Below are 25,990 nucleotides of genomic sequence, written 5' to 3'. Positions count from 1 at the left end.
GAAGCAGGCGGAGCGCTACAGCTCCGCTTGCTGTCGCAATTACTTCCCGTCCAGAAAGCGCAACATCGCACGATTGAACATCTCCGGATCCTGCAGGAATGCGAAATGGCTCGCGTTCGGCAGGATCAGGAGCCCGGCATGCGGGATGGTCGCGGCGAGATATTCGGTGTGCTCGCGCCGGATCGCTTCGTCATGATCGCCGTCGACGATCCAGACCGGCGCCTCGATCGATTGCAGCTGCCCATCGGTCCAGTTCGGCTGCTCCGCCCACATCTTGCTGATCTGTGCGACGAAATCATCGTAGCCCTTGGGCGTCGCGGAACGGGCTTCGTATTCATGGCCGGCGCGCTCGATATAGGCGGCGAAGGTCGGATTCTTCTCGACGCCATCCTTGACGCCCGAGGTCAGGCTGTTGGCGGCAAACGCGAAGATCTTGCCGACACGATCCTTGTGGCGCAGCGCGAGGTCGAGACCGATGATGCCGCCGTCACTCCAGCCGACGATATCGGCCTTGCGAACGCCGAGCATGTCCATCAGTGCGACGACGTCATCGGCCATCAGATCGTAGCCGAAGGCGCGACTATCACGCGTGCTGCGGCCATGACCGCGGCTATCCATCACGATGACCATGTGGTTCGGCGCCAGCGCCGTGATCTGCCGTCCCCAATAATCCGAGTTGGCCAGCCCGCCATGCAGCAGGATCACCGGCGCGCCCTTGCCATGGACCTGATAATGAATGCTGATGCCGTTGACCGCGGCCTCGCCGCTGCGATCCGCCGCGACCGGCGCTGGCGTCGGCGGCAGCGTCTCCCAGGGCTCGGCGGCAAAGACCGACGAAGCCGAGAGCACGAGTGCGACAGCGAAAATAACACGATACATGATTTTGCTCCTCATCATCGTGACACAATGCACGGATGACGGATTATAATACCGCTATTTGCATGGCAGCGATAGGCGCTACCGTGCCGCAGCCCCAAGCCTCGCAGCAGTCTCGAAGTAACTCGTCTGGTCGCGCCGCCGCCTTGGTCCAACCAGGGTGTATCGTTATCGTGCAGGGAACGACGCACGGACGGCCGTCAACAAGGAAGCCTGAAAATAATGCCACATGATCTGCCTTCGCCGAGCGCCCGGCTGCTCGCGGTGTTCGACCATATCACCGAGCACAAGGAGGGCTTCCTGCGCCGGTTGATAGATTATGTCCGCCATCCCTCGATCAGCGCGCATAACATCGGCATCACCGAAGTGGCCGCGCTGCTGGTCGGGATGCTGAAGGAGATCGGGCTGGACGCCGAGACGGTGCCGACATCGGGCCATCCGATGGTGCTCGGGCGCTGGGAGAAGAAGCCGGGCGCGCGCACGATCCTGCTCTATGGGCATTACGACGTGCAGCCACCGGATCCGCTTGAATTGTGGCTCAGCCCGCCATTCGAGCCGACCATACGCGAGGGGCGCATCTATGCGCGCGGCATCGGCGACAACAAGGGCCAGCATTTCGCCCAGCTGCTGGCAATCGAGTCCCATCTCAAGGTGCACGGCGAGCTGCCCTGCAACGTCATTGTCCTGCTCGAAGGCGAGGAGGAGATCGGCAGCCCGCGGATTGCCGACTTCGTCGCAAACCATCGCGAGAAGCTGAAGGCGGATTTCGTGGTGACGGCGGACGGGCCGATGCATCCGTCGGGACGGCCGACCATGACCTATGGCGTACGCGGCATGACCTCGTTCGAGCTGCGCGCCAAGCATGCCAGCCGCGACGTCCATTCCGGCAATCTCGGCGGCGTCGTGCCGAACCCGATCTGGACCCTGGTGCATCTGCTCTCGACCATGAAGACGCCGGCCGGCGAGATCACCATCGAAGGACTGCATGATGCGATCGTGCCGCCCAGCGAGCTCGATCGTGCCGCCGTCGCGCGGCTGCCGCTCGATCTCGACGACGCCAAGGCCAAGCTTGGACTCGCGCGGCTCGATGCGCCGGCGGAGCGCGGTTACTACGAGCGGCTGATGTTCCATCCGACGCTCACCATCAACGGCTTCCACGGCGGCTATGGCGGGCCTGGCACCAAGACTGTGTTGCCGTGCGAGGCGTCCGTGAAATGCGACATCCGCCTGGTCGAGGCGATGACGCCGGACGACGTGCTCGCCAAGGTCGAGGCGCATGTGAGGAAGCACGCGCCGGAGGTTGAGTTCATCCCGCGCGGCGGCATGCTGCCCTCGCGTGTGCCGATGGATTCGCCCTATGGCGCGATCGTCCGCAGCGCCATCGAGCTGGCACACGGCGTCTCGCCGATCGAATATCCCTGCACCGGCGGCAGCCTGCCGGACTATGTCTTCACCAAGATCCTTGGCGTGCCCGCCTTCGTCGTCCCCTATGCCAATTCGGACGAGGCCAATCATGCGCCGAACGAGAACATGAAGCTCGAGTGCTTCTACAACGGCATCCGGACCGGCGCCGCGCTGCTCGATCGCGTCGGCGCGCCGAGTTGAAAGAGGTCGGATTTGAAGCCCTGGACCGCGAGCGCGATCCGCGGCACGGATGGAGCCAAATTGACTGCCGGGCGTTGGATCATCTGTCGCATCGGCAAAGAGACGGATGGAGACGATCGAATCATATCTGACGCGGAAGCACCAGGAACTCGAGCTGCTCAATGGCTGCTTGAGGACGCCGCTTCCCTTGGTACCTCCACGGTCGATCATGGAGGTGGTCCGGCACAAATTCCAACTCACGGCCGCGCTCAAAGCCGAGCACGCGCTGCACGATTGGACCGCGACGGAGACCGGCTGGGCGGATGCCACCGTTCACCGCTCCGGTCCTTTCGAATTTCGCTACGATTATCAGCGTGCCGATCTCGATGTGCGTGGCCCCTCCTTCTACGAGCTGAAGGAAGGCACGAGCGAGGCGATCTACACCAGTTCGGGGATGGCAGCGATCTCGGCACTGGTGCTGGCCGCGACCCGGGCGATCGGCAGGGCTGATATCCTGATGCTGCCGGGGTCGTATGGCGAGACGCAGGAACTGATCGAAGACTACGCACCTGGCCTGCGCCTCGTGACGTTGCAACGATCCCCGCAGCAGGCGCTTGCGGAGCGCTCGTCTCGTGCTCGCCTCATGTCGCTGGATTCAAGCGCGCCGGCTTGCGCCTTCGAAGCCACCCTTCGATGCATGAGCGTCGCGGCCGACCTCGTGATCTTCGACACGACCTGCTTCTCGGGGAGTTCGGGTCGCATCCGGCGCGTGCTCGCCTGCGCACGCAGGTGGGGCGTGCCGCTGGTGATGGTGCGCAGCCACAACAAGCTGGATTCGCTCGGCGCCGAGTATGGCCGGCTGGGCTCGGTTGTATTCGTCGATTGGAAAACGGATGTCTCGTCCGCCGATCAATCCCGGATCAGAGGTCTCCCGCAGGAAACGCGGAACGCCGTTCGGTTGCTCGGTGGTGCGGCGCTGCCGGCGCATTTCCCGCCCTATGTCGGCACCGCGCGCTATCGCGAGCTGACCAACAAACGGCTTGCGACGATCCTGCGCAACAGCCGCCGCGCCAGACGATACTTTGCCTCAAGGCTGCCGGGCCTGACGGCCGAGCTCAATTTCGAACACGGCCTCTATGTCACGCTCGCCAGCAGGCAGCGACTGGATGAGGCCGCGGCAAGACAGGTGGCCGCCGCGATGAGCCACGATCTGAGCCAGGCGGGTCTGCCGATCCGGCACGCAGGCAGCTTCGGTTTCGATTTTGCCGCGACGGAATGGTTTCGCAACGCGACGACGGATCGCTATAGCGTTCGCATCGCTGCGTCAGATCTTCCAACTGCGATCTGGGACGATTTGACGGCCGCTATCGCTACATGGTGGTCCGCGCATCAGCACAGGGCGGCCGCCGCGTGATTGCTGCAAGATCTCAGGCTTTTGTCGTCGCTCCGCAACCGCTCAATGCGCCTCGTCCCAATTGTCGGCGGCGCGGGCTTCGACCTGCAGCGGCAACGACAGCACGATGCCCGGGAACGGCGCGTCCTGCATCACATGCTGCACCACTGGCAAGGTCGCCGCGACCTCGTCGTCCGGCACCTCGAAGATCAGCTCGTCATGCACCTGCAGAAGCATCTGCGCCGACAATTTGTGCTTGGCGAGTGCATCCTCCACGCGAACCATGGCGCGCCGGATGATATCGGCCGCAGTCCCTTGCAGCCGTGCGTTGATCGCGGCGCGCTCGTTGAAAGCGCGCACCGAGGCATTCGAGGCCTTGATCTCCGGATAATAGCATTTGCGGCCGAACAGCGTGGTGACGTAGCCATTCCTGCGGCAGAACTCCTTGGTCTCGTCCATATAGGCGCGGATGCCGGGGAAGCGCTCGAAATAGCGCTTGATGTAGGCCGAGGCTTCCTCGCGGGCGATGCCGAGCTGGTTGGCGAGACCGAAGGCCGAGATGCCATAAATGATGCCGAAATTGATCGCCTTGGCGCGGCGCCGCACCTCGCTCGGCATGTCCTTGATCGGCACGCCGAACATTTCCGAAGCCGTCATCGCGTGAATGTCGAGCCCGTCGCGGAACGCCTGCCGCAGCACCGGCACGTCGGCGATCTCGGCAAGCAGGCGCAGCTCGATCTGCGAGTAGTCCGCCGACACCAGCTTGTGGCCAGGCGTTGCAATGAAGGCGCGGCGGATCTTGCGGCCATCCTCGGTGCGAACCGGGATGTTCTGCAGGTTCGGCTCGTTCGATGAGAGGCGGCCCGTCGTAGTCGCTGCCAGCGCGTAGGTCGTGTGCACGCGGTGGGTCTGCGGATTGACGTAGGTCGGCAGCGCGTCGGTGTAGGTCGATTTCAGCTTGGAGACCTGGCGCCATTCCAGGATCTTCTTGGCGAATTCGTTGCCCTGCTCGGCAAGGTCGTCGAGAATCGAAGCCGAGGTCGACCACGCGCCGGTCTTGGTCTTGGTACCGCCGGAGACGCCCATCTTGCCGAACAGGATGTCGCCGATCTGCTTGGGGCTGCCGACATTGATCGGCTCGCCGGCCAGTTCCTGCAGTTCGGCCTCGACACGCGCCGCGGTCTGGGCGAAATCACCCGACAGGCGCGAGAGCACCTGGCGGTCGATCGAGATGCCGCGCCGCTCCATGCGCGCCAGCACCGAGACGAGCGGCCGCTCCAAGGTCTCGTAGACTGCGGTCATGTGCTCGGCGACCAGCCGCGGCTTCAGCACGTGCCAGAGCCGCAGAGCAACGTCCGCATCCTCGGCCGAATAGGCCGTGGCGCGATCGATCGCGACCTGGTCGAAGGTCAGCTTGTTCTTGCCGCTGCCGATCACTTCGCCATGGCTGATGATGGCATGGCCGAGCACGTGTTCGGAGAGCGATTCCAGCTTTTGCGAGCCGCGCCCGGCGTCGAGCGCATAGGACATCAGCTGCACGTCGTCATAATTGGCGAGCGTGATGCCGGCCTGCGCGAACATCACCGCGCCGAACTTGATATTGAAACCGATCTTGAGAATGCCCGCCGACTCCAGGATCGGCTTCAGCACATCGAGCGCCGCGCGATCCTCGATCTGATCCGGCGCCAGGCCGGCGTCGAACAGGCCGACGCCATCGCCGGATTGCCGGTGCGCGAGCGGGATGTAGCAAGCATCGTTGGGCGCAAGCGCCAGCGCGATGCCGCAGAGCTCCGCCTGCATCGGGTCGATCGAATTGGCTTTGGCTTCGACAGCGACACGGCCGAAATCATGGACGCGCGCGAGCCAGGTGTTGAGCTGATCAAGGCTGCGGATGGTCTGGTACTTGGTGCGGTCGACCGGGATGGACTTCGCCGCTTCCGCACGCGCGGCGGCGAGCGCGGCCGGCGTGCCCTTGCCGCTGGCGGTCTTGTCGGTGCGTGGATCGCCGCTGCCTCGTCTCCCTCCCCCGCTTGCGGGGGAGGGCGGGGTGGGGGCGGGCTCGGCAAACAAGCCCCCACCCGGATCGCTACGCGATCCGACCTCCCCCGCAGGCGGGGGAGGTGAACCGCCACCGCTCTTCAACTGCCCATCCGCCGCAACATCAGCGGGGTCGATCTGCGAATACTCCGCCACCCGCCGGGTCAGCGTGGAAAACTCCATCGCCTTGAGGAAGGCAATCAGCTTGCGCGGATCGGGCTCGTGCACGGCGAGGTCGTCGAGCGGGACCTCGAGATCAACCTTGTCGTCGAGCAGCACCAGCTGGCGCGAGATCCGCGCCTTCTCGGCGTTCTCGATCAAGGCCTCGCGCCGCTTCGGCTGCTTGATCTCGGCGGCGCGCGTCAGCAATCCTTCGAGGTCGCCATATTCGGTGATGAGCTGGGCCGCGGTCTTGATGCCGATACCGGGCACGCCGGGCACGTTGTCGGTGGAATCGCCGGCCAGCGCCTGCACCTCGACCACCTTGTCCGGCGGCACGCCGAACTTCTCGATCACCTCGGCGACTCCGATGCGGCGATCCTTCATGGTGTCGTACATCGTCACGCAATCGGTGACGAGCTGCATCAGATCCTTGTCGGAGGAGACGATGGTGCAGCTCGCACCGCGCTCGCAGGCCTGCCTGGCATAGGTCGCGATCAGATCGTCGGCCTCGAAGCCGGCCTGTTCCAGGCAGGGCAGGTCGAAGGCGTGCACGGCCTGCCGGATCAACGCAAATTGCGGGATCAGGTCGTCGGGCGCCGGCGGCCGGTGCGCCTTGTAATCAGGATAGATGGTGTTGCGGAACGTGACCTCCGACTTGTCGAACACGATGGCGAGATGGGTCGGCCGGTTGTCCTCCGGCATCTCGCGGAGCAGCTTCCACAGCATGTTGCAGAAGCCGAGCACGGCGTTCACCTGCAAGCCGTCGGACTTGCGGTTGAGCGGCGGGAGCGCGTGATAGGCGCGAAAGATGTAGGACGAGCCGTCGACGAGGAAGATGTGGTCGCCTTTCCTGGCGCCTTTGGCGGCCGCAGGTGCGGCTGTTGGCACAGGGGTGGCGGGCTTGGCGACGGCTTTCTGGGGAGCTTTGGGCATGGGGGCAATTTAGGAATTTTTGGCCCCGAATGACAGCCTGGAAACCGGAGATTCTGGCCCGTTACCCACCCAAATCGGAGCGTTCGGACAGATCGCAGCCTTCGGATCGTGTCAGGCTCGAACTCGGGCCATAGAACTCGATGTCGTCCCGGCCAAGCGAGGGGAGCGAGCGCGAGCCGGGATCCATAGCCACAGCTGGTCGTGTAGCGACCGGCTGGAGCAACAGCCTGCCCTCGCACAGACGGTCGTGGTTATGGGCCCCTGCGTTCGCAGGGACGACAGCTCGTGTGAAGCTATTCCGCCGCCTGCAGGGTTGCCCGCGTCTTCTTCGGCGCGATCCAGAACGCGGCCGGCCGCTCGAACAGGAAATCGGCATGCACAGCGAGCGCCGCGCGCCAGATCACCAGCGCGCCGAGCACACCGACGATGGTCACGAGCAGCGAGACCATGCCGATATCGGCGATGATACCGGTCTTGAGCAGCAGCGTGCGCGTCGCCGCCATCGGCAGGAAGAAGGCGAGATAGATCACGATCGAATGCTCGCCGCAGAAGCGCAGGCCGTCGAGCAGATTTGCGCGCGCGAGCAGCGTGCCGATCGTGATGATGGCGCAGGCGCCGGCGAGCCCGAGCGCCAGTGAGATGACAGGCCACTCGCTGATGCCGAGCGCGACCAGAGCGGCATTGACGAGCGCCCACGCGATCAGGCCCGCAACGGCAAGCCAGGGCCGCGCGCGTGCGCCGTTCGACAGCGCGAACACAGAGTTCGCAAACAGATAGCCGCTATAGATGTAGACGAAGCGGCTGCAGAACTCATCGATCACGGTCCAGCCGGTGCCGATATGCGATGCCTCAAGCATGGCAGCGAGAGCCAGAATCAACGGCGCCGGCAGCCTGCGTGTCAGTTTTATGACGACGAAGAAGATCGGCAGCAGATAGATGAACCACAGCGTGCCGAACGGCTCGATGAAGGATTCGAGGTACATAGTGCCGGCGTGCTGCCAGCTGGTCTCGGCCGCGAAGGCCGGCGCCTTGAAGCCGAACTGGATGGTGACCCACAGCACGTAGAAATAGGCGAAGTGGACCACCTTGCGGTCGAGATAGGTGCGCCAGTCGCGGTCGATGACGAGCGGCAGAAACAGCCCCGAGATCAGGAAGAAATCCGGCATCCGAAACGGCTTTGCGAAGGCGACGACCGCGTGCATGAAACCGGTCTGGCCGGCGGCGGCCTCGACGCCCAGCACCGAGTGCATCATCACCACCATGACGATGCAGATGCCCTTGGCGTAATCGACCCAGTCGACGCGCTCGCTCGCGGCGGTGCGGCCTGTCATGACGGATGTGCCGTTTGCGGTCATGCTGTTTCCCTCTGGTGCGCAGCTGCCGCACTTTGGATCGATACGGTTGCGAACTGATTATTGTCATTCAAACGTCATGCCGTTTTCTAAATTCCCCTCGGTTCACAAATGCATTAAGACGCGGATGCGTTAACCATAAAGGATCGGGTTTCATGCGCATTGCCATGATTGGCACGGGTTATGTTGGGCTGGTGTCCGGCGCCTGCTTTGCGGATTTCGGCCACCAGGTCACCTGCGTGGACAAGGATGCGGGCAAGATCGCCGCATTGCACCGCGGGGAAATCCCGATCTTCGAGCCCGGCCTCGATGCGCTGGTCGAGTCCAACGTCAAGGCGAAACGGCTCGATTTCACCACCGATCTGAAAGCCCCTGTCGCGGAAGCGGATGCCGTGTTCATCGCGGTCGGCACGCCCTCGCGGCGCGGCGACGGTCACGCCGACCTGACCTATGTCTATGCCGCCGCGCGCGAGATCGCCGCAGCGCTGAAGGGCTTCACGGTCGTCGTCACCAAGTCGACCGTGCCGGTCGGCACCGGCGACGAGGTCGAGCGCATCATTCGCGAGACCAATCCCGCAGCCGACGTCGTGGTCGCCTCCAACCCGGAGTTCCTGCGCGAGGGTGCGGCGATCCGCGATTTCAAATGGCCCGACCGCATCGTGGTCGGCACCTCGGACGAGCGCGGCCGCAAGGTGCTCGGCGACATCTATCGCCCGCTGTCTCTGAACCAGGCGCCGATGATGTACACCGCGCGCCGCACCGCCGAGCTGATCAAATACGCGGCGAACGCGTTTCTCGCCACCAAGATCACCTTCATCAACGAAGTCGCAGATCTGGCCGAAAAGGTCGGCGCCGACGTGCAGGAGGTGGCGCGCGGCATTGGCCTGGACAACCGCATCGGCTCCAAATTCCTGCATGCCGGCCCCGGTTTCGGCGGCTCCTGCTTCCCGAAGGACACCCGCGCGCTGATCAAGATCGCGCAGGACCATGACACGCAGCTTCGCATCGTCGAGGCGGTGATGAACGTCAACGACAACCGCAAGCGCGCGATGGCGCGCAAAGTAGTCAGCGCGGTCGGCGGCAGCCTGCGCGGCAAGACGGTTGCCGTGCTCGGCCTGACCTTCAAGCCGGAGACCGACGACATGCGCGACGCACCGTCGATTCCGCTGGTCACCGGCCTGCTCGACATGGGCGCCAAGGTGCGCGCGCATGATCCTGTCGGCATCGAGCAGGCGAGAAAGGAGCTGCCCGATGTCGAGTATTGCGATGATCCCTATGAATGCGCCAAAGGCGCCGACGCGATCGTGCTGGTCACCGAATGGGTGCAGTACCGCGCGATGGACTTAGGCCGGCTGAAGGAGGTCATGGCGCGGCCGGTCCTGGTCGACCTGCGCAATGTCTACCGTCCCGACGAGATGGCCGAGCACGGTTTCGTCTATGAGAGCGTCGGCCGTCCCAACGTGAAAGGTGCTTGAGGGGCTTATTGTCATACCCCGCGTACGCGGGGTATCCAGTACGCACGATCTTCGTGATCCGCGAGGTCTGTGTTTACTGGATCGCCCGCCTCCGCGGGCGATGACGGGTTCCGTCATTTGCCCTTTCGCTTCGACACGTCCCTTCCCATCGACACCGTGCTGGACGAATTGTCCGGCACGCTCGAGCGCAGCAACACCGCCGTGCTGGTGGCGCCGCCCGGCGCGGGCAAGACCACGCGGGTGCCGCTGGCGCTGCTCGAGGCGTCCTGGGCGAAAAACAAGAAGATCATCGTGCTGGAGCCGCGGCGGATCGCGGCGCGCGCCAGCGCCGACCGCATGGCCAAGACGCTCGGCGAGCGCACCGGCGAGACCGTCGGCTATCGCGTTCGCTTCGGCTCGAAAGTGTCACGGGCGACCCGGATCGAGGTGGTCACCGAGGGCATTTTTGCGCGCCAGATCCTCGATGATCCGGAGCTGAACGGCATCGCCGCTGTCCTGTTCGACGAATTCCACGAGCGCTCGCTGGATGCCGATCTCGGCCTTGCGCTGGCGCGCGACGCGCAAACCGGCCTGTGCGAGGATCTGCGCATTCTGGTGATGTCGGCGACGCTCGACGGTGCGCGCGTCGGCAAGCTGCTGGGTAACGCGCCTGTGGTCGAGAGCGAGGGCCGCGCTTTTCCCGTCGAGACCCGCTACCTCGGCCGCAGGGTCGACGCGCCTCTGGAGCGGCAGATGGCGGATGCCATCGCGTCCGCGCTGCGCGCAGATGCCGGCTCGGTGCTGGCGTTCCTGCCGGGCGCCGCCGAGATCCGTCGCACCGAGACGTTTCTGAAGGAGCGCGTCCAGGATGCATCGACCGAGATCGTGCCGCTGTTCGGCGCGCTCGATGCTGCCGTGCAGGACCGTGCCATCTCGCCCGCGCCCGAAGGCCAGCGCAAGGTGGTGCTGGCGACCTCGATCGCCGAGACCTCGCTGACCATCGAGGGCGTCCGTATCGTCGTCGACTCCGGGCTTGCGCGGGTGCCGCGCTACGAGCCCGACATCGCGCTGACGCGGCTGGAGACCGTGCGCGCCTCGCGTGCTGCGGTCGACCAGCGCCGTGGCCGTGCTGGCCGCACCGAGCCCGGGATCTGCTACCGCCTATGGGACGAGCCGCAAACGGCGTCGCTGCCGGCTTACACCCAGCCGGAAATCCTCAGTGCCGACCTGTCCTCGCTGCTGCTCGACTGCGCGCAATGGGGTGTGACCGATCCCACGACGCTGAGCTTCCTCGATCCGCCGCCGCAGCCCGCGCTGAAGGAAGCGCGCGATCTGCTCTGCGAGCTTGGCGCGCTCGACGCCGACGGCCGTATCACTGAGGAAGGCAAGCGGTTGCGCGCGCTGGCGCTGCCCCCGCGACTCGCCCGCATGATCGTGGATTCGGAAAGCTACGGCATGGCGCAGGAGGCCGCCGAAATCGCCGCCATCCTGACCGAGCGCGGGCTCGGCGGCGACAGCGTCGATCTCGAGGTTCGGCGCGACCAGTTCCGTCGCGATCGCTCCCAGCGTGCGCAGAGCGCGCGCGACATGGCTCGCCGCTGGGCCGAGCAAGTGGCCTTCGTCGAGAAAGACGATCGAAGGGCGGGTGCTTCTCTCCGCACGAGCGGTCTCTCTGCTCCCTCCCCCCATGCGGGGGAGGGCCGGGGAGGGGGGTATCCAGGAACAGGTGTGCCCGGCAATACCCCCACCCCTGCGCCCCCAGCGCGGGCGACTTCGCCCGTCGCGACCCCGCAAGGGGGAGGGGAACGGAAGCAGTCTTCGCGCGACAGGAGTGGCGCGGCTTCGGAGGTGATTGATCTTTCCACCGGCGTCATGCTGGCCTTTGCTTTTCCGGATCGGATCGCGCGTAACCGCGGCAATGGCAGCTTCGTGCTCGCCAACGGCCGCGGCGCGGCCGTGGAGCAAACCTCGTCGCTGGCGCGCGCGCCGTTCATCGCGGTCGGCGAGCTCACCGGCACTGCGGCGAGCGGCCGCATCCTGCTGGCAGCGCCGCTCGCGATCGAGGAGATCGAGCTTCATTTCGGCGACCAGATCGAAGACAAGGACGAGATCAGCTTCGATCGCGGCGCGATGGGCTTACGCGGCCGTCGCAGACGAAGCCTGCATGCAGTGACGCTCGCCGAGGCGCCGCTTTCGATCACCCCGTCCGAGGAGACGGCGCGGATCCTGGCCGACGGCCTTATTGGGGCCGGGCTCGACCGGCTGCCATGGTCGAAGGCCGCGATCCAGTGGCGCGACCGGGTGATGTTCCTGCGCAAGGCCGAGGGCGAGAGCTGGCCCGATATGTCGGACCAGGGGCTCGCCGAGCGGCGCGAGGACTGGCTCGTTCCGATGCTGGCTGGCAGGACCTCGCTCAAGGATATCACGGCCGGCGATTTGTCCGATGCCGTGATGGCGCTGCTGCCATGGGACCTGCGTACCCGGCTCGATAAGGAGGCGCCGACCCATTTCGAGGCGCCGACCGGCACCATGCTGGCGATCGACTATGAGGCGGAGCAGGGGCCGACCATCGCGGTCCGGCTGCAGGAGCTGTTCGGCCTCAATGTCCATCCATCGATCGCGGGGGGAGCGGTGCCGCTGGTGCTGGAGCTGCTATCGCCGGCGCAGCGGCCGGTGCAGGTGACGCGCGATCTGCCGGGGTTCTGGCGCGGCTCCTATGCCGCCGTGCGGACCGACCTGCGCGGGCGTTATCCGCGGCATCCCTGGCCGGACGATCCGGCCAACGCAATGCCGACCAGGCGGGCGAAGCCGCGCGGCACCTGAGCCGTCCCAATTTCGCCGCCGTGCGGCTGCATTAACGATTCGCTCATCGTTTTCGCCAAAATGGCGGCCTCAGCCCAGTCCGGTTAGTCGCGCCCGCTTAGCTTTGGTGGTGAGATCGGCCGGAGGACCAAACGTTGAGCGTTGCGTAATGCGTAACTTGATGATCTTCGCGGCCATCCTGGTCGGGCTCGGCACCTTCATGGCGCAACTCGCCGACCGGCTCACGCCGGTGCCGGCCGCAGCGTCCGCCAGCGTCGCGACGGTAGATCCGCCAGCATCCGGCCGCAGCCTCAGCATCCAGACCGACCGACGCGGCCATTTCCGCGCTGAGGGACGCATCGACGGCCAGCGCATCAATTTCATGGTTGACACCGGCGCCTCGATGGTGGCGCTGAACGAAACCTCCGCCGCCCGCTTTGGCCTGCGTCCCTCGCGCAGCGATTACACCGCGACCGTGACCACGGCGAACGGCACCGTGAAGGGCGCCCGCGCCAGGCTCGCGATGGTCGAGGTCGGCGAGCTCATCGTGCGCGACGTCGATGCGCTGGTGCTGCCGGACGAGGCGCTCTCGGAGAACCTGCTCGGGCTGACCTTCCTGTCCAAGCTGAAGCGCTTCGCCTACGCCAACGGCCAGATGGTGCTGGAGCAGTAGCCGATGTCCGATACGCGCTACGCCGACCGAACCTGACGCCTTAACCCCGCCTCCATAAACGTCCGTTCGCGCCTTCCGCTCCGCCCCTGCTTTCGCTATGGCTGCTGCGTCTGTGCTCACGACGAGGCCGCGCCGCATGTTCCCAAAGCCGAAAGCCGTTCTGGCCCCCAATACCTATGCCTTCGAATCCGAGCCGATGGTGAAGCCGACCGGCTTTCGCGAGTACGACGCGCGCTGGCTGTTCAACAAGGAAATCAACCTGATGGGGGTGCAGGCGCTCGGCCAGGGGCTGGGCACGCTGATATCGGAGCTCGGCGTCAGACAAGAGATCGTCACCGGCCATGATTTCCGCGGCTATTCCGCCTCGATCAAATATGCGCTGATCTCCGGCCTGATGGCGGCCGGCTGCAAGGTGCATGACATCGGCCTTGCGGTGACGCCGATGGCCTATTTCGCGCAATTCGACCTTGATGTGCCCTGCGTCGCCATGGTCACAGCCTCTCACAACGACAATGGCTGGACCGGCGTGAAGATGGGCGCCAATCGCCCGCTGACCTTCGGCCCCGACGAGATGGCGCGCCTGAAAGAGATCGTGCTCAACGCGGAGTTCAAGACGACGGGCGGCGGCTTCTATCAGTTTCATGAGAATTTCCCAGCGCGCTACATCGCCGATCTCACCAGGCGGCCGAAGCTGAAGCGCAGGCTCAAGGTGGTCGCGGCCTGCGGCAACGGCACCGCGGGCGCGTTCGCGCCCCAGGTGCTGGAGGCGATCGGCTGCGAGGTGATCCCGCTCGACACCGAGCTCGACCATACCTTCCCCAAATACAATCCGAATCCGGAAGACATGGAGATGCTGCACGCGATCCGCGACGCGGTGCTGGCGCACAAGGCCGATGTCGGACTCGGCTTCGACGGTGACGGCGACCGCTGCGGCGTGGTCGACAACACCGGCGAGGAGATCTTCGCCGACAAAGTCGGCGTGATGCTGGCGCGCGACATGTCGGCGATCCACAAGGATGCGCAGTTCGTCGTCGATGTGAAATCCACCGGCCTGTTCGTGACGGATCCGGTGCTGCAGGCGCAGGGCGCGCAGGTTGATTACTGGAAGACCGGCCATTCCTACATGAAGCGCCGCACCCACGAGCTTGCCGCGCTCGCCGGCTTCGAGAAGTCAGGCCATTTCTTCTTCAACGCGCCGTTCGGCCGCGGCTATGACGACGGCCTCGTATCGGCGATCGCGATCTGCGACATGCTCGACCGCGCGCCTGAGAAGTCGATGGCCGATCTGAAAGACGCGCTGCCCAAGACCTGGTCGTCTCCGACCATGTCCCCGCATTGCCCCGACGAAGTGAAATACAGCGTCGCCGCCGCCGTGGTGAAGCATTTCGAGATCCTGCAAAAGAGTGGCGGCACGGTCGCCGGGCAACCGATCCGCGATCTCGTCACCGTCAATGGCGTGCGCGTCACCGTCGAGGATGGCAGTTGGGGCCTGGTCCGGGCGTCATCGAACAAGCCGGAGCTGGTGGTCGTGGTCGAGAGCCCGGTCTCCGAGCAGCGCATGCGCGACATGTTCGAGGCGATGGATGCGGTGCTACGCACCCATCCCGAGGTTGGCGCGTACAATCAGAAGATCTGAAACGCGGGGGTCACACCGGCGGAACCGGCAGCGCCGTCACCGATTTGATCTTCTCCATCGCAAAACGCGAGGTGACGTTCTTCAGCGGCACCGCGCTGATCAGCTTCTTGTAGAAGATGTCATAGCTCTGCATGTCCGCGACGACCACGCGGAGCATGTAGTCGACATCGCCGGCCATCCGGTAGAATTCCATTACCTCCGGCATGGCGCTGACCGCCTCTGCGAACTTCTTCAGCCAGGCGTCCGAATGGTCGGCGCTCTCCACCGACACGAACACGCTGATACCAAGCCCGATCTTGTTCTGGTCGACCAGGGCGACCCGGCGCAGGATGACCCCGTCAGCCTCCAGCCGCTGGATGCGCTTCCAGCACGGCGTCGACGACAGCCCCACGCGGTCGCCGATCTCGGCGACCGATAGCGAGGCATCTTCCTGCAGGACCATCAGAATCTTGCGGTCGATGGCATCGAGCCGGCGGTTCGGCTCCAGAGTGGCGGCAACATCGGTCATTTTGAAGAACTTTGTTCCATATGAGGGGCTGAAACCCCTCATATAGAGAATATTTTTTCAAAGCAAGCCAATCGAGTGGGCATGGCTGCGCCCGCTCGCCTGCCGCTCGCAAAAGCATCGCGATTTCAGCCGGTTGTGTAAATGGAACGTTGTGCCAGGTCGGCGTGACGTTGCCCGTTACCGGTCGCCGGCTTCCGCCCCGCGCACCCAGCGGCTGACCAGGTGATGGGCGATGGCGAAGGGATGCGGCCCGGCGAGGCCGGCGGGATGCTGGCGCAGGAGCATCTGACGGGCCTCCTCGCGGCTGAACCAGCGAGCATCCTCGAGCTCGGTGTGGTCAACCACGATGTCCTCGTTCAGCGCCCGGGCGCTGCAGCCGATCATCAGCGAGGACGGATAAGGCCAGGGCTGCGTCATGTAGTAGGTCACGTCGGCGCAGCGGATGCCGGATTCTTCGAAAATCTCGCGGCGGACCGCGTCCTCGATGGTCTCGGCGGCCTCCACGAAGCCGGCAAGGCAGGAATACATGCCGGCCGGGAACTGCTTCTGGCGGCCGAGCAGGCACTTATCGCCCGCCGCCACGAGCGTGATGACGACCGGATCGGTGCGCGGGAAATGCTCGGTCTTGCAGTTCGGACATTCGCGCTTCCAGCCGCCCTCGCGCATGGCGGTCCGCGCGCCGCAATTGGCGCAGAAGCCATGGCGTTGGTGCCACGACACCATCGACTTCGCCATCGCGATTCCCGCGAGCTGGTCGGGCGGGATCACGCCCTGCATCGCCATGCCGCGCAGCTCGGAGAGCGTCGTGTCGTCGCGGCCGGCGAGCGCCTCGGCGGCTCCTTGCGACATGCCCATGCCGAACAGCGCCGCGCCGTCGCGCAAGCCCAGAAAGATGGTGCCGGGATTGGCTCCGGCGTTGCGCGCCTCATCAAAGGTGAGCAGCGCCCGCACCGCATCGCCCTCGCGCTTCACGACCAGCGAGTCGCGATAGACCACATAGGCGCGGGTGGAAGGATGGCCCTCGAAGGCCATCAGCCTGTCATCGTGAAAACGCAAATGCGCGGCGCGATCGATATCGTTGGCAACGAAGGCCGGTTGCCCGAGCGGAAACAGATCGAATGGGGACATGCTTCAACCTAACCAGATCTTGCGGCGGATCGCGCTGATGAAGTTCTGCACCTCCTCCGCATCATGCGCCAGAGGCGGTGCCACGCCCCAGACCGGACGCGGCCAGGCGGCATCGCTGGAGCGGCGCGCGATGATGTGGACGTGAAGCTGCGGCACCATGTTGCCGAGTGCGGCGACGTTGAGCTTGTCGCATTTGGTGATTTCTTTCAGCGCACGCGAGACGCGAGAGATCTCGGTCATCAATTGCGCCTGCGCCACCTCGTCGAGATCGATGATCTCGACGGCGTTTTCGCGACGCGGCACCAGCAGCAGCCAGGGATAGTTCGCGTCCCGGATCACCAGCACACGGGAGAGCGGCAGGTCGCCGATGTCGATCGTGTCCTTCTTGAGCTGCGGATGCAGCGACCAGGCTGATTCGGGCATCGTGGTTCCGGCCAATGGTTTTTATGATGTGGATCGAGCCTCGATGGCACCTAAAGCCTTTCCCTGTTCCGGCACAAGCCTGCCGGTGCGACCATCCGACCAGTGAAGCTCGCGCTTGCTTTCCGGTCCGTTTGGCCCCAAATAGGGACCGGGAGATTGGCGGTGGACGAGCCACTCGCCAACCGGGTCAGGTCCGGAAGGAAGCAGCCCTAACGAGGTCCGGATCGGGTCGCTCGTCAGTCTCCTACCTGTTTTCTCGAGCGAATCGCGCAAATGTCGGCGGAGCGACCCGCGCCAAAGCGCGGCAGCTCGACCGCCGGCTGGCGGATCGCACGAGATGCGCGATCGACGCCGGCCGAAGGTTCAATGAATTGCGGATCGATCGATGACCGACGCCGGCGCTCCTCCTGCTTTGCCTGACAGCGCCGCACAGGCCGGCTCCGATGCCGCTCCATCTGCCGCCAAGCCCTATCGCGTGCTGGCGCGCAAATATCGTCCGTCCAGCTTCGAGGATCTGATCGGCCAGGAGGCCGTGGTGCGCACCGTCTCGAACGCGTTCGAGACCGGCCGGATTCCGCAGGCTTGGGTGCTGACCGGCGTCCGCGGCGTCGGCAAGACCACCACCGCCCGCATCCTTGCCCGCGCGCTCAATTACGAGTTGCCCGACGGGTCGGTGAAGGGGCCGACCATCCACATGCCCGTGCTCGGCACGCACTGCCAGGCGATCATGGAAAGCCGGCACATGGACGTGCTGGAGATGGACGCGGCCTCGCATACCGGCGTCGATGACGTCCGCCAGATCAATGACAGCGTGCGCTATGCGCCCGCCAGCGCCCGCTACAAGGTCTACATCATCGACGAAGTCCACATGCTGTCGACGGCGGCGTTCAACGCCTTCCTGAAGACGCTGGAGGAGCCGCCGGAGCACGCCAAATTTGTGTTCGCCACCACCGAGATCCGCAAGGTTCCGGTCACGGTGCTGTCGCGCTGCCAGCGCTTCGACCTGCGTCGCGTCGAGGCCGACGTGCTGATGAAACACCTTTCCAATGTTGCCGCCAAGGAAGGGGTCGCGATCGAGCCCGAGGCGCTCGGCATCATCGCGCGCGCCGCCGAAGGCTCGGTGCGCGATTCGCTGTCGCTGCTCGACCAGGCGATCGCCCACGCGGCGGGCGAGGTGAAAGCTGATGCTGTGAGGCAGATGCTGGGCTTAGCCGATCGCACCCGCGTGATCGACCTGTTCCAGCATCTGGCGACCGGCGACATCGCCGCTGCCTTCAAGGAGTTTCGCGACCAGTATGACACCGGCGCCGATCCGGTGGTGGTGCTGTCGGACCTCGCCGAATTCGTGAACTTCGTCACCCGGGTCAAGGTCGTCCCGGCCACCGCCGACAATGTCGCCTTCAGCGAGACCGAGCGGCTGCGGGCGCGCGATTTCGCCACCAAGCTGTCGATGCGAGTGCTGTCGCGGATGTGGCAGATGCTGCTCAAGGGCATTGCCGAAACACAGGCCGCGACTCGGCCGGCCGCGGCCGCCGAGATGGTGCTGGTGCGGATCGCCTATGCCGCCGATCTGCCGACGCCCGACGAGGCGATCCGGATGATCGAGCAGAATGGCGGCAACTCGCCCATGGTGAGTTCGAGCGCCGCACCGCGCGGTGCGCCGGCGCCTGCCATGTCTTCATCAGCCATGTCTTCATCAGCCACGTCTTCATCAGCCACGTCTTCATCAGCCACGTCTTCATCAGCAATGTCTTCATCAGCAATGTCGTCGTCCGCGATCGCAGCATCCGCGATGCCGGCGCAGCCGCCGCGGGCCCAAGGCGGCCCGACGCTCGCTGCAGTCGGCGGCGCGACGCGGCCGCAGATGATGACGGTGCGGCCTGCGCCGCAGGATCAGGCCCCAGTTCTCCGGCTCGCGAGCTTCCCTGACCTGGTCGCGCTGGCCGGCAAGAACCGCGACCTCATCACCAGGAGCGCGTTGGAGACCGACGTCCGCCTTGTTCGCTTCGAGGATGGCCGGCTGGAGATCGCGCTGGAGCGCACCGCCCAGCGCTCGCTCGTGTCAGATCTCTCCCGCAAGCTGGAGGAATGGACCGGCCGCCGCTGGACCGTGGTGGTGTCGAATGAGGCCGGGCAGGCGACCTTGCGCGAGCAGAACCTGCAGGCCAAGAACGAGCGCGAGCGCATGGCGGAAGCCGATCCGCGCGTGCAGGAGGTGCTGGCGCGCTTTCCCGGCACCAAGGTGGTCGAGGTGCGCAGGCTTGCCCCCGAGCCGCCGGAAGCCGAAATAAGCAGTGCTGTCGAGCCGGTCGAGGAATCCGACAGCGACGATCTGGATAGTTTTTGAGAGGGCTTAAGCGATGGCTGATTTTCTCGGCATGATGAAGCAGGCCGCGCAGCTGCAGTCCAAGATGCAGGAGATGCAGGCGGAACTCGGCAATGTCGAAGTCGAGGGCACGTCCGGTGGCGGTCTGGTCGCGGTGCGCATGAGCGCGAAGATGGACGTGAAGGGCATCAAGATCGATCCGTCGCTGATCAAGCCCGAGGAGGCCGAGATCCTGGAGGATCTCCTGGTGACCGCGCTCAACGACGCACGCCGCAAGGCAGAGATCGCGATGCAGGAGAAGATGCAGGCCATCACAGGCAAGCTCGGCCTGCCGCCGGGGCTCGGGTTCGGCTAGATCGCGTGTTGAAGGTTTTGGCTTGAAGCGATGGCCGTTGCCGGTCCCGAGATCGAACGTCTGATTCAGCTGCTGGCGCGCCTGCCCGGGCTCGGGCCGCGCTCGGCGCGGCGCGCCGCGCTGCATCTGATCAAGAAGCGCGAAGCGCTGATGACGCCACTGATGTCCGCGCTGCAGGTCGCGATCGAGCGCATCCAGGTCTGCAAGACCTGCGGCAATATCGACACGCAAAATCCCTGCACGGTCTGCACCGATCCGCGCCGCGATCCCGCGATGATCGTGGTGGTGGCCGATGTCGCCGACCTCTGGGCGCTGGAGCGCGCCAAGGCCACGAGCGGCCGCTATCACGTGCTCGGCGGCACGCTGTCGCCGCTCGACGGCGTCGGTCCGCAGGATCTCACCATCGACGCGCTGGTGCAGCGCGCGCACGCCGCCGAAGTCAGCGAGATCATTCTCGCGCTCAATGCCACCGTCGACGGCCAGACCACCGCGCATTACATCACCGACCTCTTGGCAGAGGCAAACGTCAAGGTGACGCGGCTCGCCCATGGCGTGCCGGTCGGCGGCGAGCTGGATTATCTCGACGAAGGCACGCTGTCGGCCGCGATGCGGCAGCGGACCCTGTTCTGATCCCCACCACCTGGAAGTGACTCAATGACGAAACCTGGATTCGGCAAACGGCTGACTATGGGTGCGATTCTGCTGCTGGCGGCAAGCCCGCTAGCGCAGGCGCAGCAGAGCGAGGGGCCGCAGAAGGCCGGCAAGCCGATCAATGCCGGCGACGTGCTGTCCGGCGAGCTCAGCGCGCTGCGTCTGCGCGCGATGAAGCCGGGCGAGTCGGCCTATCAGATCACCAGCGAACCGCGCCGCCTGCCGCCGCCCGGCGGGCTGTGCAATCTCGAGACCGGGCCGGAGACGTTCCAGCTTGTGACGTCAAACCGCGCGCAGGCGGCGCAGCTCAAGGGCCTGCTCGGCAAGCAGGTCGCTGTGAGGGTCGATGAGGTCACCTGCGCGCAGGATGCGAGCCAGATCAGCGAAGCCGTGGTGACGAAGTGGAGTCTGGTGAAGCGCTAGCTAGCTAGCTCTGTTGTCGCCTTATGAAGGTGGTTTCGTATCCTCCGCTGTCATCGTCCGCCACCCGGTCCGGCCTCTGGCCGGCCGGATGACAGGCTCCGGCGGACGATCCAGTACGCCGCAGCCTCTCGGTTGATCATGACCGTCTCTTGAATACTGGATCACCCGCCTTCGCGGGTGATGACAGGGTAAGGCTGAGCGACAGCTGAGACCTACACCCTCACCGGCCCCAGCGCCTCGAAATGCCCGCGTCGCTGCAGCCAACCGAGCAGCACCAGGCTCGGGATCGCGACGATCACGCAGATCATGAAGAACAGCGGCCAGCCGGTCGCCTTCGCTACATAGCCCGCTCCGGATGACAGATAGGTGCGGCCCACGGCGGCGAGTGCGGTGAGCAGCGCATATTGGGTCGCAGTGTGCAGCGGGTTCTGGCACAGCGCCGAGAGATAGGCGACGAAGATCACGGTGCCGATCGCGCTGGTGAAGTTCTCCGCCGAGATGGCAAGCGCCAGCGCCCACTGATCGACGCCGGTCACCGCGAGCCAGGAGAAGGAGAGATTGGCGAGCGCCTGCACCACGCCGCCGATCCACAGGCTGGTCGCCAGCGAGTAGCGCCGCGCCACGAACCCACCGGCGAATCCGCCGATCAGCGTGGCCGCGAGGCCGACGCCTTTGACGATGGTGGCATAGTCGACCTTGCTAAAGCCGAGATCGATGACGAAGGGCGCGGTCATGGTGCCGGAAAAGGCATCGGTGAACTTGAACAGCACCACGAAGGCGAGCGCGGCGATCGCATCCTTGCGGCCAAGGAATTCGGAGAACGCGCCAACCGCCGCGCGGAGCACGCGGGCGAGCGTGGTCTCTGCGCTCGTCTCGGCCTCGACCTTGACGGATTGCGCGGGCTCGGTCGCGACCAGCGCGGTGACCGTGCCGATCAGCACGAGCGCCGCCATCACCACATAGCCCCACATCCAGGCCGAGCCGCGTGGCAGGCCACCGCTCTCGAACGCGCTGACGATGACGAGGGCGCCCGCGGTCGAGACCAGCATGCCGATCCGGTAGGCGGCAACGTAACCCGCCATGCCGGCGGCCTGCTCGCTTTCGGGCAGGCTCTCGACGCGAAAAGCATCGACTACGATATCCTGCGTGGAGGAGGTCGCAGCGACCAGCAGCGCCGCCAGCGCAACGAAGAACGGCGAACGGGCTGGATCAGTCACCCCCAGCAGCAAGACCGCTACAATCAGGAGCAGTTGCGCGAACACCAGCCAGCCGCGGCGGCGGCCGAAGGCGCGGGTGAACAGCGGCACGTGGAGCGCGTCGACCAGCGGTGCCCAGAGGAACTTCAGCGTGTAGGGCGTGCCGACCAGTGCAAACAGGCCGATAGTGCCAAGATCGACGCCAAGCTCGCGCATCCAGATCTGCAAGGTTGAGCCGGAGAGCGCCAGCGGCAGGCCCGAGGAGAAGCCGAGAAACATCACGACCAGCACCCGCGGCTGCAGATACACGGCCATGCTCTCCCGCCAGCTGGGGGCGGGACTCTCCTGCTCGGGCGAAGCGGAACTCTGTTCCGATGCGATGTCGGGTGCGGTCATGCCGCCTTGGTATCAGATTTGCGAATGAAAGGCTGCCATGGACGTTTTGGGGAAAGAATAAGCTTCGCCACGCTCTCTGCTGTCATCGTCCGCGAAGGCGGACGATCCAGTACTCCGTGACGGCTCGGTTCGACCACCAACGCCGCGGCGTACTGGATGCCCGCCTTCGCGGGGCATGACGTCCTCTATTCTGGCTGGCTACCGGCAATTTCCGGATACAGATCATCCCAATTCGGATTGTGCTCTTCGATCAGCCAGATTTTCCACGCGCGATTCCACTTCTTCAGCCGCTTCTCGCGCTTGATCGCGTTCTCGGCGTCATCGAATTGCTCGAAATAGACGAGGCGCGCGACGTCGTATTTCTCGGTGAAGCTCTCGATTCTTTTGATTTATGCTGCGCCACCCGGCGAATCAGGTCGTTCGTTACGCCAATATACAGCGTACCGCCGATGCGGCTTGCTAGAATGTAGACGTAGAAGCTGCGTGCGCTCATCTACGGCCTCTGGGATACTGGATCGCCCGCCTTCGCGGGCGATGACACGGTATTTGACGAAACGACAGTGGTCCATCGAGCGCTGGTCTATGGATGAAAGTTTACTCCCCCGCCTGCATGCGACCCGGCAGCGGGAACAGGTCTGGCGTCGTGCCCGGTGCGGCGACGATGCGCGTAGATTCCACCGGGGCATCCTGCTTGCTGAAATCGAGCTCCTCGATGCGGCCGGCGCGTTTCTCGATCTTGTCGGCGGAGATCAGGATCAGCCTGATGTCCTCGTTGACGTCGCCAAAGTGCTTCTGCAGCTTGAGCACGCGCTCGCGCAGGCGGTTCAGGTCGTCGCCGAGATTGATCACCTCGTTCCGGATCTGGTCGGCGGCGTCGCGGATGCGCGCGTCCCGCATGATCTGCTGCATCACCTGGATTGCGAGCATCAAGAGCGAGGGCGACACCAGCACGACGCGGGCGCGATAGGCCTTCTGGATCACGTCGTCGAAGCCGTCATGGATCTCGGCATAGACCGATTCCGACGGCACGAACATCAGCGCAGAATCCTGGGTCTCGCCGGCAATCAGGTATTTCTCGGCAATGTCGTTGACGTGCCTCAGCACGTCGGTGCGCAGCCGCTGCGAGGCCGCGCGCTTCTCTTCTTCCGAGCGGGCGTCGTGCAGCGCGGTCATGGCCTCCAGCGGGAATTTGGCGTCGATGCACAGCGGCCGCGCGTCGGGCAGGAACACCACGCAGTCCGGCCGCTTGCCGGTCGAGAGCGTGTATTGGAATTCGTAAGTGCCCTTCGGCAGCCCGTCCTGGACGATCGCCTCCATCCGCGCCTGGCCGAAGGCGCCGCGCGATTGTTTGTTGGCGAGCACGTCGCGCAGCGTCGTGACCTGCGTCGTCAGGTCGGTGAGATTCTTGTGCGCGTTATCGATGATGCCGAGCCGCTCATGCAGCACGCGCAGCGATTCCATGGTGCTCCGCGTGCTGCTCTCCATGGACTGGCCGACCCGGTGCGTCACCGAATCCAGCCGCTCGTTGACGTTGCGCGCCAGCTCCGCCTGGCGGCCGGCCAGGACCTGCGCCATCGCGTCGGCCCGGCCGGAGCTCTCGCTCTGCGCCCGCATGATCTCGGCAAGGCGCTGCTCGAGCTCGTCGGCACGCATCGCCTGCAGCATCGCCAGCTCGGCGCCGCGTCGCCCCGAGCGGGCTACCGCGACCGCGATCGCCAGCAGCAGCAACAGCACCAGCACGCCGAATCCGATCAGGACGTCGACGGTCCGGATCGGCAGGCCGCCGAGCATGAAGACGATCTGGTTGGTGACCTGATTCATGGGCTGATTCACGGGGCTCATGCCCCATGTCTAGCCGATTCGCCTGCCATCGCGAACGAAGAGAGAACATTTATGGTTAACGGGAGGTTAGGGTTTATGGTTAACGAGATCCTAAGATTCGTGGTTAACGACGTCTTAAGCTCGCAAGCTCGACATTGACCGCTTCTGTTCCCACGCTTAAATCGCGGCCATGGCCCTCAGAGATATCATCATCCTGCCGGACACGCAGTTGCGGCTGGTGTCCAAACCTGTCGAGAAGGTGACGCCGGAGATCCGGCAGCTCGTCGACGACATGTTCCAGACCATGTACGACGCGCCCGGCATCGGGCTTGCGGCGATCCAGGTCGCGCAGCCGCTCCGGCTGATCACGATGGACCTCGCCAAGCGTGACGAGAACGGCGAGACCAATCCGCAGCCGCGCGTCTTCATCAATCCCGAGATCATCGCCAAGTCGGAAGAGTTGTCGGTCTATGAGGAGGGCTGCCTGTCGATTCCCGAATATTACGAGGAGGTCGAGCGGCCGGCGAAGGTGCGCGTGCGCTTCATGGACATCGACGGCAAGGTCCACGAGGAGGATGCCGAGGGCCTCTACGCCACCTGCATCCAGCACGAGATCGACCATCTCAACGGCGTGCTGTTCATCGACTATCTGTCGAAGCTGAAACGCGACCGCGTGCTGAAGAAGTTCGCCAAGGCCGCCAAGCGCGCGGCGGAGTAGGGGACATCACGAGCACCGCTTTCTGGGCTTACCCCCCTCCCTAGCCCTCCCCCACAAGGGGGGAGGGAACGCATCGAGTATGCCGCATGGCCCTTCGCTTGATCTTCATGGGCACGCCTGATTTCGCGGTGCCGACACTCTCCGCGCTCGCTGACCAGGGTCACGAGATCGCGGCAGTGTACACCCGTGCGCCGAAGCCCGGCGGACGCCGCGGGCTCGCGCTGCAGCCGACCCCGGTCGAGCAGGAGGCGCGGCGGCGCGGCTTTGCCGTGCTGACCCCGAAGACGCTGCGGACCGAGGAGGCGCTGGCCGAATTCCGCGCGCACGAGGCCGATGCCGCCGTCGTGGTCGCCTACGGCATGATCCTGCCGCAGGCCATTCTCGATGCGCCCAGGCTCGGCTGCTACAATCTGCATGCCTCGCTGCTGCCGCGCTGGCGGGGGGCTGCGCCGATCAACCGCGCCATCATGGCCGGCGATGCCGAAACCGGCGTCATGGTGATGAAGATGGATGTCGGGCTCGACACCGGCGATGTTGCAATGGCTGAGCGCTTGGCCATCACGGATGCGATGACCGCGTCCGACCTGCACGACCGGCTCGCACCGCTCGGTGCCGATCTAATGGTGCGCGCGATGGCGGCATTGGAGCGTGGCACTCTGACGCTCTTGAGGCAGGCCGAGGAGGGCGTCACCTACGCGGCCAAGATCGAGAAGGCCGAGGCGCGGATCGACTGGACGAAGCCGGCGCATGCGGTGCTGCGCCACATCCACGGCCTGTCGCCGTTTCCCGGTGCCTGGAGTGAGGTGGCGGTCGATGGCGAGGTCGTGCGCGTGAAGATCCTCCGCTGCGCGCTGGCCGACGGTTCGGGCTTGGCCGGCGCCGTGCTCGATGACCACCTCACCATCGCCTGCGGCGAGGGCGCGATCCGCATCATCCAGCTGCAGCGCGCCGGCAAGGCGCCGATGCAGGCTGCGGATTTCCTGCGCGGGACGAAGCTCGCGCCGGGCATGCGCTTCGGTTGAGCTGCGCCGCAGCGGCCCTCACCCCTGTCATGCCCCGCGAAAGCGGGGTATCCAGTACGCCGCGGCGGTCGCGATCAACCGGGACGCTGCGGAGTACTGGATCGCCCGCCTACGCGGGCGA

At 65.1% G+C, this 25,990-nt stretch carries 20 protein-coding genes, 1 other RNA gene and 1 pseudogene; 13 read left to right on the top strand and 9 right to left on the bottom strand.

Annotation, left to right across the window (positions count from 1 at the left end; genetic code table 11):
- Positions 1–39: 39 nt before the first annotated feature.
- The gene (locus tag P6U24_RS34590; RefSeq protein ID WP_407156856.1) at positions 40–879 is read right to left on the bottom strand and encodes an alpha/beta fold hydrolase; all 840 of its coding nucleotides are present in this window, start codon (positions 877–879) and stop codon (positions 40–42) included.
- A 219-nt stretch (positions 880–1,098) separates the two neighbouring features.
- On the opposite strand from P6U24_RS34590, the gene P6U24_RS34585 reads away from it, so the two are divergent.
- Complete coding sequence (locus P6U24_RS34585) at positions 1,099–2,481, top strand: M20/M25/M40 family metallo-hydrolase (RefSeq protein ID WP_407156855.1); 1,383 nt, start codon at positions 1,099–1,101, stop codon at positions 2,479–2,481.
- 106 nt (positions 2,482–2,587) lie between these two features.
- Positions 2,588–3,874 (top strand): hypothetical protein, encoded by a 1,287-nt coding sequence (locus P6U24_RS34580; RefSeq protein WP_407156854.1) that lies wholly within the window; start codon positions 2,588–2,590, stop codon positions 3,872–3,874.
- Positions 3,875–3,916: 42 nt separating this feature from the next.
- Here P6U24_RS34580 and polA read toward each other — a convergent pair whose 3' ends face one another.
- On the bottom strand, positions 3,917–6,985 hold the full coding sequence (gene polA, locus P6U24_RS34575) for a DNA polymerase I (protein ID WP_407156853.1): 3,069 nt from the start codon (positions 6,983–6,985) through the stop codon (positions 3,917–3,919).
- A gap of 293 nt (positions 6,986–7,278) precedes the next feature.
- Entirely contained in the window at positions 7,279–8,340 is a 1,062-nt protein-coding gene (locus P6U24_RS34570; protein ID WP_407156852.1) for an acyltransferase family protein, read from the bottom strand.
- 152 nt (positions 8,341–8,492) lie between these two features.
- Between P6U24_RS34570 and P6U24_RS34565 the strand changes: the two genes are divergently transcribed.
- The 4 genes from P6U24_RS34565 (at position 8,493) to P6U24_RS34550 (ending at position 14,902) form a co-directional block, all read left to right on the top strand.
- Positions 8,493–9,812, top strand: a complete 1,320-nt coding sequence (locus tag P6U24_RS34565; RefSeq protein WP_407156851.1) for a UDP-glucose dehydrogenase family protein — start codon at positions 8,493–8,495, stop codon at positions 9,810–9,812.
- Positions 9,813–9,929: 117 nt separating this feature from the next.
- Positions 9,930–12,614, top strand: a complete 2,685-nt coding sequence (gene hrpB / locus P6U24_RS34560; RefSeq protein ID WP_407156850.1) for an ATP-dependent helicase HrpB — start codon at positions 9,930–9,932, stop codon at positions 12,612–12,614.
- 160 nt (positions 12,615–12,774) lie between these two features.
- Positions 12,775–13,266 carry a TIGR02281 family clan AA aspartic protease gene (locus P6U24_RS34555; RefSeq protein ID WP_407160695.1) on the top strand — a complete coding sequence of 164 codons (492 nt, stop codon included), beginning with the start codon at positions 12,775–12,777 and terminating at the stop codon, positions 13,264–13,266.
- A gap of 136 nt (positions 13,267–13,402) precedes the next feature.
- Positions 13,403–14,902, top strand: coding sequence for a phosphomannomutase/phosphoglucomutase (locus tag P6U24_RS34550; protein ID WP_407156849.1), 1,500 nt, complete (start codon positions 13,403–13,405; stop codon positions 14,900–14,902).
- A 10-nt stretch (positions 14,903–14,912) separates the two neighbouring features.
- Here the strand turns inward: P6U24_RS34550 and P6U24_RS34545 are convergent, their stop codons facing one another.
- The 3 genes from P6U24_RS34545 to P6U24_RS34535 form a co-directional block, all read right to left on the bottom strand.
- Complete coding sequence (locus P6U24_RS34545) at positions 14,913–15,410, bottom strand: Lrp/AsnC family transcriptional regulator (protein ID WP_407156848.1); 498 nt, start codon at positions 15,408–15,410, stop codon at positions 14,913–14,915.
- Between the two features lie 177 nt (positions 15,411–15,587).
- The gene (gene nudC, locus P6U24_RS34540; RefSeq protein ID WP_407156847.1) at positions 15,588–16,538 is read right to left on the bottom strand and encodes an NAD(+) diphosphatase; all 951 of its coding nucleotides are present in this window, start codon (positions 16,536–16,538) and stop codon (positions 15,588–15,590) included.
- Positions 16,539–16,541: 3 nt separating this feature from the next.
- Complete coding sequence (locus P6U24_RS34535) at positions 16,542–16,961, bottom strand: HIT family protein (RefSeq protein ID WP_407156846.1); 420 nt, start codon at positions 16,959–16,961, stop codon at positions 16,542–16,544.
- A gap of 151 nt (positions 16,962–17,112) precedes the next feature.
- Here P6U24_RS34535 and ffs point away from each other — a divergent pair.
- From ffs to P6U24_RS34510, 5 genes are all read left to right on the top strand, one after another.
- Positions 17,113–17,209: signal recognition particle sRNA small type (ffs, locus tag P6U24_RS34530), an RNA gene on the top strand.
- 137 nt (positions 17,210–17,346) lie between these two features.
- Positions 17,347–19,308, top strand: coding sequence for a DNA polymerase III subunit gamma/tau (locus P6U24_RS34525; protein WP_407156845.1), 1,962 nt, complete (start codon positions 17,347–17,349; stop codon positions 19,306–19,308).
- A 13-nt stretch (positions 19,309–19,321) separates the two neighbouring features.
- Complete coding sequence (locus tag P6U24_RS34520) at positions 19,322–19,642, top strand: YbaB/EbfC family nucleoid-associated protein (protein WP_407156844.1); 321 nt, start codon at positions 19,322–19,324, stop codon at positions 19,640–19,642.
- Between the two features lie 30 nt (positions 19,643–19,672).
- Positions 19,673–20,272 (top strand): recombination mediator RecR, encoded by a 600-nt coding sequence (gene recR / locus P6U24_RS34515; protein ID WP_407156843.1) that lies wholly within the window; start codon positions 19,673–19,675, stop codon positions 20,270–20,272.
- A 24-nt stretch (positions 20,273–20,296) separates the two neighbouring features.
- Positions 20,297–20,716, top strand: coding sequence for a hypothetical protein (locus P6U24_RS34510; RefSeq protein ID WP_407156842.1), 420 nt, complete (start codon positions 20,297–20,299; stop codon positions 20,714–20,716).
- Positions 20,717–20,928: 212 nt separating this feature from the next.
- Here the strand turns inward: P6U24_RS34510 and P6U24_RS34505 are convergent, their stop codons facing one another.
- The 3 genes and pseudogenes from P6U24_RS34505 to P6U24_RS34495 form a co-directional block, all read right to left on the bottom strand.
- Complete coding sequence (locus P6U24_RS34505) at positions 20,929–22,308, bottom strand: AmpG family muropeptide MFS transporter (protein ID WP_407156841.1); 1,380 nt, start codon at positions 22,306–22,308, stop codon at positions 20,929–20,931.
- 185 nt (positions 22,309–22,493) lie between these two features.
- Positions 22,494–22,801 (bottom strand): annotated as a pseudogene (locus P6U24_RS34500) (GIY-YIG nuclease family protein).
- A 101-nt stretch (positions 22,802–22,902) separates the two neighbouring features.
- The gene (locus P6U24_RS34495; protein ID WP_407156840.1) at positions 22,903–24,129 is read right to left on the bottom strand and encodes a DNA recombination protein RmuC; all 1,227 of its coding nucleotides are present in this window, start codon (positions 24,127–24,129) and stop codon (positions 22,903–22,905) included.
- A 190-nt stretch (positions 24,130–24,319) separates the two neighbouring features.
- Between P6U24_RS34495 and def the strand changes: the two genes are divergently transcribed.
- On the top strand, positions 24,320–24,847 hold the full coding sequence (gene def, locus P6U24_RS34490; RefSeq protein WP_407156839.1) for a peptide deformylase: 528 nt from the start codon (positions 24,320–24,322) through the stop codon (positions 24,845–24,847).
- An 86-nt stretch (positions 24,848–24,933) separates the two neighbouring features.
- Positions 24,934–25,869, top strand: a complete 936-nt coding sequence (gene fmt / locus P6U24_RS34485) for a methionyl-tRNA formyltransferase (protein WP_407156838.1) — start codon at positions 24,934–24,936, stop codon at positions 25,867–25,869.
- The last annotated feature ends 121 nt before the right edge of the window (positions 25,870–25,990 follow it).

It is taken from the genome of Bradyrhizobium sp. STM 3557, from assembly GCF_045571465.1.
Taxonomy (GTDB): Bacteria; Pseudomonadota; Alphaproteobacteria; order Rhizobiales; family Xanthobacteraceae; genus Bradyrhizobium.
Note: the sequence above shows the minus strand (reverse complement) of the source record. Positions and strands in the feature narration are given on the sequence as shown.